The following is a 12,814-nucleotide window of genomic DNA, read 5'->3' on the forward strand; positions in this document are numbered from 1 at the left end:
CGCGCCCACGCGGCGGAGCCACATGTCGATACAGCCCCGCGCCCCCAGGGGGGCCGCAGTCACGCTGTTGTGGCGTACGCGCCCGCCTGCTTCTCCAGGACGATCATCGGGACGCCGTCGGCGCCCTTCGACGTGCCCACCGCCTCGTAGCCCACCTTGCGGTACAGGCGGAGGTTGCCCTCGCTGCGCTGGCCCGTCTCCAGGCGGAACCTCTTGGCGCCGCGCTGTTCGGCCAGGGCCGCTTCCGCCGCGCGCAGCAGCCTCGCGCCGATGCCGTGGCCCTGGAGGCGGGGGTGGACGCAGAGCTTGCCGATGGCGGCGGCGCCGTCCGTGCCGACACTGCCGCGGACCGAGCCGACGACCTCCTCGCCGAGCCGTGCCACGAAGACACAGTCCGCGGCGACCTCGGCCCGGACCGAGTCCAGGGTTTGAACCAGCGGGTCGATGCGGTAGTTGCCGTACAGCGCCGCTTCGCTCTGGAAGCACAGGTACTGCAACCTGAAGATCTGCTCCGCGTCCTGCTCGGTCGCCGCAGAGATGGTCACGCTCATGCCCATGTGCGCACGCCTCCCGCTCACCTGATCGCCTGTCGTCCCCCACTCCTATCCCCGCGCTTCGCGGGCCGCAACCTCCGGTGTGAGCAATCGGCGCAGACATCCCAGGCATCTGGAACGTTCCGGGCCGAGACTGCCCTGTGAGATACCCAACTCCCCCGCGATTTCCCGGTATGTCGGGTCCCCCGGGGAGAGCAGGGCCTCGACGAGACGGGGGCAGCGGCCGGGGAGGCGGCGTACCGCTTCGCGCAGGGCGCGGCGGCGGGCGGCCGCGAGGGCGAGATGCTCGGGGTCGTGGCCCTCCCGGTCGGCGGCGGGTTCGTGCTCGTACGGCTGTTCTCGGCGGGTCGTACGGCGGCTTCGGCGGGCCTCGGAGCGGACGGCCCGGCGCAGCCAGCCCGGTGGGTCCGGGGGCGGGCCGTCCGAGTCGAGGCGTTCCAGGAGGCGGAGCCAGACCGCCTGTTCCAGGTCGCCCGGCTCCGATCCGGAGGCCTGCGCCTCGGCGGATGCCTCCGCGAGGAGCAGGGGGCGCAGGGCGGCAACCAGGTCGTCCGTCATATGCGGCACGACGCGGCCGCCCGGGCGGGGGGTTGCCCGGGCGGCCGACAGTCACCCCAACCGGGGCGCGGGTCTCAGCTGTTGACGAAGTCCTCACGGGCGAGCAGGCCCGTGTCGGGGTTGTCGGTGAAGACGCCGTCGATGCCGGTCGCGAAGTACGTCCGGTAGGCGCCGAAGACATCGCCGTAGGCGTCCGCGTCGGTGCCCTTGCGGAAGTTCGTGGGGAGGAAGGGGTTCTCGTTGCGCATCGTGTAGGGGTGCAGGATCAGGCCGACCCTGTGCGCGTCGTTCACCAGCGTGGTGGGCGTGGTGAGGTTGCCGCCCGCGTCCTTCGGGATGACCAGGTCCAGGGTGGGGCCGATGCCCTGGGCGTAGGAGGCGATCTCCCTGAGGCCGGCCGGCTTGACCAGGTCGGCGACCGTGCGCGGGTCACCCGTCTCGACGAAGTCCCAGGGGCGGGTCGTCGCGCCGGAGAGCAGGACCACCAGCGGGTTGTCGACCAGCTTGTTCAGGCGCTGGATGCTGGTCGGCTCGAAGGACTGGAGGATGACCGGCGAGTTCCGCCGGTCCTTGCCGTACTTGTGCAGCACCTTGGCGACCCGCTCCTCCAGGGCCAGGCCCTGCTTGCGGAAGTAGGTGGGGTGCTTGAGCTCGGGGTAGATCCAGACCTGCTCGCCGCGCCTGCGGGTCTGCTCGTCCTGCCAGCGCAGCACCTCTTCGAAGGTCGGGATCTCCCAGCGACCGTTGTAGAGGGTGTTGTGCGGCCGGTTGGCCGGGATGCGCTCGGTCGCGCGCAGGGTCTTCAGCTCGGCGAGCGTGAAGTCCTCGGTGAACCAGCCGGTGGTGGCGACACCGTCGAGGGACTTCGTCTTCTTCCGGTCGGCGAACTCGGGATGGTCCGCGACATCGGTCGTGCCGCCGATCTCCGGCTCATGGCGGCAGACGAGATGGCCGTCCCTGGTGGGCACCAGGTCGCCCGCCTCGACGATGTCGGCACCCATGTCGAGGGCCAGCTGGTAGGAGCCGAGGGTGTGCTCGGGCCGGTAGCCGCTGGCGCCGCGGTGGCCGATGATCGTCGGCTTGGGCAGGCTCTTCAGGCCACCGCCCCCGCCGCCGTGCCGGGCCTCGGCCGCTCTCGCCGTACCGGACAGCCCGAGGACCGCTCCGCCCGCGCCGAGCACGGCCGCGCCGAGAAGCATCCGCCGTCCGGTGACGCCCGCCTGCTCGTTCTCCTGGCTTCCCATGAGGGCCCTCCTGACCATCCGCTCATTCAGTGCGGGCCGATCGTAGGTGCGTGGACATGACGGATGGGAGACCTCCGGCGGAACTCGCCGGTGACGCTGAATGTCGTACGGGAAAGGTGAGGTGACGGCCCGTCGGAATGGGTCCGGGGCTACGGGGAAGTCGTCCGTTGGGCCCTCGGGGCGATGTCCGTCACATCATGGCCAGCGTGTTACGGGCCGTTCACGCCGCGTCACCGCAGGTAAACCCGTGTCAACAGTGCGTAAGGCGTCGGTGAAGTCGGCCCACCCGATGTGCGGGACCCGGGGAACCGCGAGTATCGTCCTCACCTGCACAGACTTATACAGATCCCTCGCCATCCCCTTGACCCCGGAGGGCCCGTTGTCCCGCTTCGCGCTCATCAAGGCAGTGCTCGGACCGATCATGCGCCTGATGTTCCGCCCACAGGTGGAGGGCGCGGAGCACATCCCGGGCGACGGTCCGGTCATCCTGGCCGGAAACCACCTCACGTTCATCGACTCGATGATCCTGCCGCTGGTCTGCGACCGTCAGGTCTTCTTCATCGGCAAGGACGAGTACGTCACCGGCAAGGGCCTCAAGGGCCGTCTGATGGCGTGGTTCTTCACCGGCACCGGCATGATCCCCGTCGACCGGGACGGCGGCCGGGGCGGGGTCGCGGCGCTGATGACCGGCCGCCGGATCCTGGAGGAGGGCAAGGTCTTCGGTATCTACCCCGAGGGCACACGCTCCCCCGACGGGCGGCTGTACCGGGGACGCACCGGCATCGCGCGGCTGACGCTGATGACCGGCGCGCCGGTGGTGCCGTTCGCCATGATCGGCACGGACAAGATCCAGCCGGGCGGCGCGGGCATGCCGCGACCGAGCAAGGTGACGGTGCGCTTCGGTGAGGCGATGGAGTTCTCGCGGTACGAGGGGATGGACCGCGACCGCTACGTCCTGCGGGCCGTCACCGACTCGGTCATGGCCGAGGTCATGCAGCTGTCCGGCCAGGAGTACGTGGACATGTACGCCACCAAGGCCAAAGAAGCCGCGTAGCTCCGCCGGTTGAGCCGAGCGGGTTCGTGGACCTGCGGGCTGGTGCACCGGCACAGTGATCCGCGCGGCGGCCCCGGCCGTCGCGGGCGACCCTTGCAGGCCCAGGTCGGCTGCGGGTTCGTTGCGGCTGGTCGCGCCCGCGCGGCGGAGCCGCACATCGATACAGCCCCCCCGCCCCTTCAAGGTCGGCCGTCGAGCCTTTGGCCGCGCAGGAGGAACCACGCTGCCACAGCCGCAGTGAGGAGCACGGCTGCCCCTACCCCCGACGCGAGCGCAAGCCCGTCGACGAATGAACTCCGCGCCGCGTCCAGCATCGCCTCGGACGTCCGCGTCGGCATCCCCGCCGCCGCCTCCACCGCGCCGCCCAACGACTCGTGCGCCTCGGCCGGCGTGCCCGTCGGGCCTGTGAAGTCCCGGTAGACACCGGTCACGATCGAACCCAGCACCGCGATGCCGAGCGCCGCACCCAGCTCGTACGCCGTCTCCGAGACCGCCGATGCCGCACCTGCCTGCTCCTTCGGTACGGAGGAGAGGATGACGTCGGAGGTCACCGTGAAGGAGAAGCCCGCGCCGACGCCGACCACGAGCAGGGCGGCGCCCAGCAGGGGGTAGCCCGTCGAACGGTCGATCACCGTGAGCGTGGCCAGGGCGAGGCCGATCGCCGCGAGACCGCCTGAGACCACGGCCCGTACCGAAAAGCGACGGGCCACGCGACCGGCGATCAGGCCGGCCACCACCGCGCCGATCGCGGCGGGCAGTTCGGCCAGACCCGCCTCGAACGGGCCCCTGCCCTGCACGAGTTGCAGGAACTGGGAGAGGAAGAAGACCAGGCCGGACAGGCCGAGGATGGTCAGCAGGTCGGCCAGCACCGCGCCGCTGAAACCGCGGTGCCGGAACAGCCGCATGTCCAGCAGCGGGGACGGCAGCGTGAGCTGGCGGCGCACGAAGCCGTAGAGCGCGGCCGCGCCGGCCAGGCCCGCCGCCAGGGTGGCCCAGGTGAAGCCGTGTGCGGCAGCTTCCTTGACCGCGTACACGACACCGATCATGCCGAGGAGGGACAGGGTGACGCTGATCATGTCCCAGGGACCGGGGCTGGGGTTGCGTGATTCGGGCAGCAGCTTGATGCCCACGAGGACGAGGACGACCATCACGGGCAGGTTGATCAGGAAGACCGAGCCCCACCAGAAGTGTTCGAGCAGGAAGCCACCGGCTATCGGGCCGACGGCCGTGCCGGCGGACGCGGTCGCGCCCCAGATGCCGATGGCGAGGCTGCGCTCGCGCGGGTCGTGGAAGAGGTTGCGGATCAGGGCGAGCGTGGCGGGCATCAGGGTCGCGCCCGCGACGCCGAGCAGCGCCCGGGCGACGATCATCATCTCCGGTGTCGTCGCGTACGCGTTGAGGACGGATACCGCGCCGAACGCCGTGGCGCCGACGAGCAGGATCCGCTTGCGGCCGATGCGGTCGCCGAGGCTGCCCATCGAGACCAGCAGACCGGCGATCACGAAGGAGTAGACGTCGCCGATCCACAGGAGCTGGGTGCCGGAGGGGGCCAGGTCCTCGCTGATGTAGGGGGTCGCGAGACCGAGGACGGTCGCGTCGACGGCCACCAGCAGCACGGCGAGTACGAGGACGGACAGCGCGAGCCAACGGCCGGGACGCTTGGTCACCGCCTCGGTCGTCGTCGCCGGCTGCAAGGTGCTGGTCATGATTCCTCTCTCTGTCCGGTGGTGTGGTGCCGTAGTGCGCCGCCGAGCAGCAGCTCGACGATCATGTGCGTGAAGTCGTTGCGGGCGACCCTGCCCTCCGCGACCACCCAGGCCGCAGAGCCCAACAGGCCGTAGAGCGCCTCGGTGAGCCAGACCGGGCTGAGGTCGATGCGGAACTCGCCGCTCTGCTGGCCGCGCCGGAAGAGCGCGGCGATCCGGTCGTCGATGCGCGCCCAGCCGATGTTCTGCTGCTCACCCTCGAACAGCTGGTTCTCCGTGTAGAGGAACGCGAGCAGTCCGGCCGCGGGCTCGATCTCGCGGACCAGCCGGTGCACGGCGTCCCGCGCCGGCCCCTCGTCCAGGCGGGCGGCGTCCAGCGCGCTCTCGCACTCCGCGATACCGAGCGACTCCAGCGCCCGGACGAGCGCGTCCCGCCCGGCGAAGTGCCGGTGCAGCGTGGCCCGGCTGATCCCGGCCGCCTTGGCGACCTCGTCCATGGTCGCCGTGGACTTACGGGTCAGCAGGGCCGCGGCGGTGCGCAGCACGTGGTCTCGATCAACGGCCATGAGACAACAGTAGCGCATGTGAGACATTGATGTCTCATTATGGGCGTGCGTGATTCATAACCGCTGATCAACAGGTGTGTGTCAGTGCCAGGGCAGCTGCCCGCGCCGCTCCCAGTACGCGCCCGGCTCCTCCACCAGCGCGGCGAGCCGCTCCAGCTGCGCGTCGTCGAGGTCGACGACCGCCGCGTGCAGGTTGGACGCGAGTTGCACGGTCGTCGCGGCACCGGAGAGGACCACGCCGGCCCAGGGCTGCCGCAGGATCAGCGCGAGGGCGACGGCGTCGCACCCCAGGGACGTCTCTTCGGCTACGGCCTTCAGCGCGGCCGGGGCGTACGGGCCCGCGAGCCGCCCGTTGGCCATGCCCTCCTTGACGATCACCGTCAGCCCTGCGTCACGGGCCTCGGCGAGGGCGGGGCCGGCCGAGGTCTCCAGGGCGTTGTACGTCGACTGGACGGTACGGAAGAGGGGCTCGCCGTCGACCGTCACGGCGAGGGCGGCCCGGATCGCGTCGGCCTGGGCGGGGCCGCTGGTGGAGAAGCCGATGGTGAGGCCCCGGGCGGCGGCCTCCGCGAGCTTCGCGTGGAGTTCCTTGTCGTTGAGTGCCGGGCTGTCCGGGGTCACCGAGTGGATCTGGTAGAGGTCCAGGCGGTCGCCGAGCAGTTCGGCGGTTTCGCCGCGCTGGCGGACGTAGGTCTGGACGCTGTGATCCTTGACCTCGTGCTTCTCGGCGTCGGTGGTCCAGTCGGCGGTGTAGGTGTATCCCCACTTGCTGCCGATGACGATGTCGTCGAGGTCGGGGCGGGCGTTCAGCCAGTCGGCGAGGAACTCCTCGGAGCGGCCGTAGGAGCGGGCCGCGTCGAAGTAGCGGACGCCCTGGGCGTAGGCGGCGTCGAGGAGTTCGTGGGTGCGGGTGCGCAGCGTTTCGACGCTGCGGTCCTCTCCGAGGTCTTCGTCTCGGCCGAGGTTGATGTAGCCGGGGCGGCCGACGGCGGCGAGGCCGAGTCCGATGTGGCAGGTGGGGGTTGTCGCTGTGGCCAGTCGGGCGAAGGGCATCGCGGGCTCCGTTCGGTCGGATCCGGTACGGCTTCCGAACAACGTAACCCGCGATGACCTTCGGCTAACGCCTCAGAGCACGGTTCGTGGGGTGCTTTGGCGGGTGCGGGCCTCGTCGTGGCTCGTCGCGCACGCGCGGCGGTAGCCGCATATCGACACAGCCCCGCGCCCCTATGCCTGCTTGGCCGTAGCCCAGTTGTGCTGTGCTGCCACGTCCTGCTTCACCTCGGCCAATTGGACGGCGACGGCACTCGGCGCCGTACCCCCACGGCCGTTGCGGGACGCGAGGGCGCCCGGCACGTTGAGGACCGTACGGACCTCCGGCGTCAGGTGGGCCGAGATCTTCGCGAACTGCTCGTCCGTCAGCTCGTCCAGCTCCTTGCCCTCGGACTCCGCGACCTTGACGCACTCGCCGGCGACCTCGTGGGCGACGCGGAAGGGGACGCCCTGCTTGACCAGCCACTCGGCGATGTCGGTGGCGAGGGAGAAGCCGGCCGGGGCCAGTTCCTCCATGCGCTCGCGGTTGACGGTGAGGGTGGCCATCATGCCGGTGAAGGCGGGGAGCAGGACCTCCAGCTGGTCGCAGGAGTCGAAGACCGGCTCCTTGTCCTCCTGGAGGTCACGGTTGTAGGCCAGCGGGAGGGCCTTCAGGGTCGCCATCAGGCCCGTCAGGTTGCCGATCAGACGACCGCTCTTGCCGCGCGCCAGCTCCGCGATGTCCGGGTTCTTCTTCTGCGGCATGATCGACGAGCCCGTCGAGAACGCGTCGTGCAGGGTCACGAAGGAGAACTCCTTCGTGTTCCAGATGATGACCTCCTCGGCGATCCGGGAGAGGTTCACCCCGATCATCGCGGTGATGAAGGCGAACTCGGCGACGAAGTCACGGGACGCCGTGCCGTCGATCGAGTTGGCGGCGGACCCGTGCTCGAAGCCGAGGTCCTTCGCCACCGCCTCCGGGTCCAGACCGAGGGAGGAACCCGCCAGGGCGCCCGAGCCGTACGGCGAGACCGCCGTCCGCTCGTCCCACTGACGCAGCCGCTCGGCGTCCCGGGAGAGGGACTGGACGTGGGCCAGGACGTGGTGGGCGAAGAGCACCGGCTGGGCGTGCTGGAGGTGGGTGCGGCCGGGCATCGCCACGTCCGGGTGGGCCTCCGCGAGGCCGATCAGGGCGTCCTGGAGGTCGGCGATGAGGCCGCCGATGACGCGGGCGTGGTCCCGGAGGTACATCCGGAAGAGGGTGGCGACCTGGTCGTTGCGCGAGCGGCCGGCGCGCAACTTGCCGCCGAGGTCGGGGCCGAGGCGCTCCAGCAGGCCGCGCTCCAGGGCGGTGTGCACGTCCTCGTCGGCGATGGTGCCCACGAAGGAGCCGTCGGCCACATCCGCTTCGAGCTGGTCCAGTCCCGCGATCATCCGGGCCAGCTCGTCCTCCGTCAGCAGCCCCGCCTTGTGCAGCACGCGCGCGTGGGCGCGCGAACCGGCGATGTCGTACGGCGCCAGCCGCCAGTCGAAGTGGACGGAGGCGGACAGCTTGGCCAGGGCCTCGGCGGGACCGTCGGCGAAACGGCCGCCCCAGAGCCGGACATCACCGTTGTTGCTGCTCACGTGCTGCGCTCCTCGGGGGGTCTGGATGTGGCACCGCCTCCCCGTGGCGTGAACGGGGAGGCGGTCGTCAGGCTGGTGCGCGCTGACCACTCACTCACCTGCATGATTATGCAGAACTCTGCATGATTCGTCAATTTGGGTAGGCGACGGCGGGAAATTCGAGCTCCCTTTGAACGCGGGAAACCGCTTACCCGTACCTCTCGCCGAACGCAGGCGCCGCGTTTGCAACAGACGACACGCATAAGACGACACCCCCGAACCCGAGTGAGGCATCCGCATGTCCAGGGCTCTTCCGAAGTACAACAAGCGTCGCGTCGCGTTCATCGGCGGCGCCGCCGCGGTGGCGCTGTCCGGCACGGTGATCGCCGGTTTCGCCCTCGCCGGGGAGACGACATCGTCTTCGAAGAGCGACGGCACGAACGCCCGGACGCTCGCCGGGCCCGGCACCATCTCGTGCCCGGACGTGACCGGCCAGCTGCCCGCGATCCCCGCCTCCGCCCAGGCCGAGGTCGACCGCAACCTCGCCCAGCTCCAGACCCAGATCCAGGAAGCCAACCAGCGCCTCGTCGACGTCCAGAACGCCATCCTCGGCCCGCTGGAAGACAAGCGCGTCGCCGCCCTCAACCGCATCGAGACCGCCATCGGCCGGGCCGCCGCGAAGCCCGAGGGACTGGAGACGTTCGCCGCCTGCTCACTCAACGCCGAGGGTGGCGCGGGTGAGGAGGCCGGGGCCGGGGCCGGTGCGGGCGCTGGTGCCGGTGCCGGTGAGGAAGCGGGCGCCGGGGCGGGCGAGGAGGCCGGCGCGGGTGAGGAGGCAGGTGCCGGCGCCGGCGCCGGCGAGGAAGCAGGTGCCGGGGCAGAGGCCGGTGCGGGCGAGGAGGCCGGTGACGCCGCGGGCGACGCGGGGAACGCCGGAGTCGGCACGATCAGCTGCCCGGACGTGACCGGTCAGCTGCCCGCGATCCCCGCCTCCGCCCAGGCCGAGGTCGACCGCAACCTCGCCCAGCTCCAGACCCAGATCCAGGAAGCCAACCAGCGCCTCGTCGACCAGAACGCCATCCTCGGCCCACTGGAAGACAAGCGCGTCGCCGCCCTCAACCGCATCGAGACCGCCATCGGCCGCGCGGCCGCGAAGCCCGAGGGACTGGAGACGTTCGCCGCCTGCACGCTCAACCAGTGAGGTGACAGGCAGCCATGGCCGCCCCGTTGGCACGCCGGCCGGGGCGGCCATGGTGACGCCGAACGGACCGCACAATTCCTTAGACAAACGAACGACTCATGCCCCATACTTGGCAGACGTGGGAAAAACTTACGAACGCATAGACGGCAGGCTCCGCACCTTCATCGAGGAGCAGCCGCTTTTCTTCACCGCGACCGCTCCCCTGTCCGGCGACGGCACGGTCAACCTCTCCCCCAAGGGGCTCAAGGGCTCCTTCGTGGTCCTGGACGAACTGACCCTGGCCTACCTCGACTTCGCCGGCTCCACCGCCGAGACCGTCGCGCATCTGCGGGAGAACGGCCGGATCACCCTCATGTGGTGCGCCTTCCAGGGGCCGCCGAACATCGTCCGGGTGCACGGCCGCGGAGAGGCCGTCTTCCGCGACGACCCACGGTTCAAGGAGCTGCTCGGGCACTTCCCCGACATCGACCCGTCCCTCCACGGCCTGCGCGCGATCATCGTGGTCCGGGCCGACCTCATCCGCGACTCCTGCGGATACGCGGTCCCCTTCATGACGTACGACGAGGACCGCGACCTGCACGCCCGGCGGTTCGCACGCGAGGACGACGACTCGCTGAGCGCGTACTTCGCCAAGAAGGAGCACATCGCGACCAGCCTGGACGGCCTACCCGGGCTGCCGCTTCCGTTGCCCCCGTCTAGCGTCTGAGGCATGCGCCCCGGTGTCGTCGCCCTCGCGTCCGCGTCCCTCCTGGTGCTCGGCACCGCGCCGACCGGTGGGACCCAGCGTCCGCTGCCCGCCCGTATGGCCGACACCGGGGGCGGTACCCAGCTGATCACCGCGGTCGCCCCGAAGGCCAGGGCGACGTGGGGGACGGTCACCTGGTGGGACCGGGTCGACGGACGCTGGGTGAAGACCGGTTCGGCGTCGGCCCGCTTCGGCGCGAAGGGGCTCGTCGAGGGGGCCGGGCGCAAGCAGGGCACGAACACGACACCGACAGGGCTGTACGGGATGCCGTACGCCTTCGGCATCGAGGCGGCGCCGCGCGGGACGACGTACGAGTACCGCCGTGTCCGACGGGACTCCTGGTGGTGCCAGGACAACGACTCCCGCGCGTACAACCGCTGGACCGAGCCGCTGGCCCGCGACTGCCGGGCGGCCGAATCCGAACGCCTCGTCTCCTACGGGGCGCTATACGCGCACGCGCTCGTCATCGGCTTCAACCACGAGCGTCCGGTCAAGGGGCGCGGGGCTGGAATCTTCCTGCATGTGAAGGGGCGCGGGGCGACGGCCGGTTGTGTGTCGGTCTCCGCGGACGCGATGAAGCGGATCCTCAAATGGGCCGATCCGCGACGGAAACCACACATCGCGATCGGGACGGCGAACGGGCCGACGGCCGTCACCCGGTACTGAGCGCGCACCACTGAACACACGGACCTCCCCGCACGTATCTCAGGGCCAAGGGACCACGCCCATCACGCACCCCCCTTGCTCCCGTTCCCGGAGGAACCGTGACCACCACGCTCGCAGGCGGCCGTGCCGCTCGCCGCCAGACGATGCGCCGCATCCGCCCGCGCCGCTCCCCGGCCGTTCCGCTGGTGATCGCCCTATGGACGGGCGCGGCGGCGGTGCTGTGGCTGTGGTGGGACAACACGCCGTCCCTCGCGGACAACACCGCGAAGATCCTCGCCGCGGGGCGGATCACCGGGCTGCTCGCCGGCTATCTGATGGCGCTCGTCGTGCTCCAGATGGCCCGGGTGCCCGCGCTGGAGCGGCGGGTGGGCTCCGACCGGGTCGCGCGCTGGCACGCGATGAGCGGGCGCTACACGGTCTGCCTGGTCATCGCGCATGTCTTCCTCACCATGTGGGCGTACGCGCTCCAGGCCGGCAAGACGGTCGGTGACGTCGTCCAGCAGACGATCGACTCGGTCAACACGCTGCCGGACATGGGCAAGGCGGCCATCGGTACCGGGCTGCTGTTCCTCATCGCGTTCCTCTCGATCGGCGGCGTCCGCCGCCGGATCCCGTACGACACCTGGTACCACGTGCACCTGCTGACGTACGCGGCGGTGTATCTGACGTTCTGGCACCAGATCACCACCGGCAACGAGTTCGCCGTCGAGCCCACCGCGAAGACCTTCTGGTACGGGCTGTACGGGATCGTGACCGCGCTGGTGCTCTGGTACCGGGTGATCACCCCGATCCGTCTCAATCTGCGGCACCGGATGTACGTCGAGGCGGTCATCGAGGAGACGCCGGGCATCGTGTCGGTGCTGATCGGCGGGCGCAAGCTGCACCGTATGGGAGCGGAGGCCGGGCAGTTCTTCCGGTGGCGGTTCAAGGCGCCGGGGATGCGGTTCAGCTCCCACCCGTACTCGCTGTCGGCGGCGCCCCGCCCGGACATGCTGCGGATCACGGTCAAGGCGATCGGCGACCACACGTCGCGGCTGCGTGACCTGAGGCCCGGCACCAAGGTGTGGGCCGAGGGCCCGTACGGTGCGATGACGGCACAGCGGCGCAGCCGCGGCAAGGTGCTGCTGGTCGCCGGCGGTGTCGGTATCACGCCGATGCGGGCCCTGTTCGAGACGCTGCCGGGCGCGTCCGGTGACATCACCCTGCTCTACCGGGCCAACAGCACCCAGGACCTGGCGCTCTGGGACGAGCTGGCCAAGATCGCCGACGAGCGCGGCGCCCGCCTGATGTACGCGGTCAACAGCCCGGACGGCGAGCGGCCCGACATCTCGGCGGAGCGGCTGCGGCAGAAGCTGCCCGACATCGACAAGCACGACGTCTTCATGTGCGGGCCGGCCGGCTTCGCGCAGGGCGTCTACGAAGCACTGCGCGGCGCGGGTGTGCCCGCCCGCCGCATCCATCACGAGTCGTTCGAGATGTGAGCGACGGGACTCCAAAGACTTCAGGAGCTGTAGGAGCCATGAGGAAGAGTCACCCCATCCGGCGTGTCGTGCTGGCCGGCGCCGCCACCGTGTCCGGGATCGTGCTGCTGCTGTCGCTGAAGCCGGCGTCCGACCCGGCGTCCGCGCAGGCGGCAGGGGGCGCGGCACCGCCCGCGGCGGCGTCACCCCAGGGCGGCGCTCAGGCGGCCGCCACCGGCACGTTCACCGGTGACGCGGCGCAGACCCAGTACGGGGCCGTGCAGGTACGCCTGACCGTGGCCAACGGAAAGATCACCAAGGCGGAAACCGTCCAGGCACCCAAGGGCGGCCAGAGCGACCGGATCACCGCCAACGCCGTACCCAAACTCAACCAAGCCGCCATAGCCGCCGGCACCGCCGACATCG

Annotated in this window: 12 protein-coding genes and 1 pseudogene; 6 read left to right on the forward strand and 7 right to left on the reverse strand. The window is 70.5% G+C overall.

Features of this window, described 5'->3' with window-relative positions; genetic code table 11:
- Window positions 1-59: 59 nt before the first annotated feature.
- The 3 genes from ADK36_RS22325 to ADK36_RS22335 all read right to left on the reverse strand — a co-directional run bounded on the left by ADK36_RS22325 (window position 60) and on the right by ADK36_RS22335 (window position 2,356).
- Window positions 60-557: a GNAT family N-acetyltransferase gene (locus ADK36_RS22325; protein ID WP_048581137.1), complete on the reverse strand. Its 498-nt coding sequence runs from the start codon at window positions 555-557 to the stop codon at window positions 60-62.
- Window positions 558-602: 45 nt separating this feature from the next.
- Window positions 603-1,112, reverse strand: a complete 510-nt coding sequence (locus ADK36_RS22330) for an RNA polymerase sigma factor (protein ID WP_048581138.1) — start codon at window positions 1,110-1,112, stop codon at window positions 603-605.
- Between the two features lie 74 nt (window positions 1,113-1,186).
- Window positions 1,187-2,356: a glycerophosphodiester phosphodiesterase gene (locus tag ADK36_RS22335; protein ID WP_048581139.1), complete on the reverse strand. Its 1,170-nt coding sequence runs from the start codon at window positions 2,354-2,356 to the stop codon at window positions 1,187-1,189.
- A 379-nt stretch (window positions 2,357-2,735) separates the two neighbouring features.
- Between ADK36_RS22335 and ADK36_RS22340 the strand changes: the two genes are divergently transcribed.
- On the forward strand, window positions 2,736-3,410 hold the full coding sequence (locus ADK36_RS22340; RefSeq protein ID WP_048581140.1) for a lysophospholipid acyltransferase family protein: 675 nt from the start codon (window positions 2,736-2,738) through the stop codon (window positions 3,408-3,410).
- A gap of 179 nt (window positions 3,411-3,589) precedes the next feature.
- On the opposite strand, the gene ADK36_RS22345 is transcribed toward ADK36_RS22340, so the two are convergent.
- The 4 genes from ADK36_RS22345 to argH all read right to left on the reverse strand — a co-directional run bounded on the left by ADK36_RS22345 (window position 3,590) and on the right by argH (window position 8,337).
- A complete protein-coding gene (locus tag ADK36_RS22345; RefSeq protein WP_048581141.1) occupies window positions 3,590-5,116 on the reverse strand; it encodes an MFS transporter in 1,527 nt (508 codons plus the stop codon).
- Entirely contained in the window at window positions 5,113-5,682 is a 570-nt protein-coding gene (locus tag ADK36_RS22350) for a TetR/AcrR family transcriptional regulator (protein WP_053198741.1), read from the reverse strand. The genes ADK36_RS22345 and ADK36_RS22350 overlap by 4 nt, the downstream gene beginning before the upstream one ends.
- A gap of 81 nt (window positions 5,683-5,763) precedes the next feature.
- Window positions 5,764-6,735 carry an aldo/keto reductase gene (locus ADK36_RS22355; RefSeq protein WP_048581143.1) on the reverse strand — a complete coding sequence of 324 codons (972 nt, stop codon included), beginning with the start codon at window positions 6,733-6,735 and terminating at the stop codon, window positions 5,764-5,766.
- Window positions 6,736-6,906: 171 nt separating this feature from the next.
- Window positions 6,907-8,337: an argininosuccinate lyase gene (argH, locus tag ADK36_RS22360; protein ID WP_048581144.1), complete on the reverse strand. Its 1,431-nt coding sequence runs from the start codon at window positions 8,335-8,337 to the stop codon at window positions 6,907-6,909.
- A 277-nt stretch (window positions 8,338-8,614) separates the two neighbouring features.
- Between argH and ADK36_RS22365 the strand changes: the two genes are divergently transcribed.
- From ADK36_RS22365 to ADK36_RS22385, 5 genes and pseudogenes are all read left to right on the forward strand, one after another.
- The gene (locus ADK36_RS22365; RefSeq protein ID WP_053198743.1) at window positions 8,615-9,517 is read left to right on the forward strand and encodes a hypothetical protein; all 903 of its coding nucleotides are present in this window, start codon (window positions 8,615-8,617) and stop codon (window positions 9,515-9,517) included.
- A 118-nt stretch (window positions 9,518-9,635) separates the two neighbouring features.
- Window positions 9,636-10,223 carry a pyridoxamine 5'-phosphate oxidase family protein gene (locus ADK36_RS22370; RefSeq protein ID WP_048581146.1) on the forward strand — a complete coding sequence of 196 codons (588 nt, stop codon included), beginning with the start codon at window positions 9,636-9,638 and terminating at the stop codon, window positions 10,221-10,223.
- 3 nt (window positions 10,224-10,226) lie between these two features.
- Complete coding sequence (locus ADK36_RS22375; protein ID WP_053198745.1) at window positions 10,227-10,928, forward strand: L,D-transpeptidase family protein; 702 nt, start codon at window positions 10,227-10,229, stop codon at window positions 10,926-10,928.
- Between the two features lie 98 nt (window positions 10,929-11,026).
- On the forward strand, window positions 11,027-12,409 hold the full coding sequence (locus ADK36_RS22380) for a ferredoxin reductase family protein (RefSeq protein ID WP_048581148.1): 1,383 nt from the start codon (window positions 11,027-11,029) through the stop codon (window positions 12,407-12,409).
- Window positions 12,410-12,447: 38 nt separating this feature from the next.
- A pseudogene (locus ADK36_RS22385) lies at window positions 12,448-12,814 on the forward strand (FMN-binding protein); the annotation flags it as partial.

Source organism: Streptomyces viridochromogenes (assembly GCF_001270495.1).
In the GTDB taxonomy this organism is placed as follows: Bacteria; Actinomycetota; Actinomycetes; order Streptomycetales; family Streptomycetaceae; genus Streptomyces; species Streptomyces viridochromogenes_A.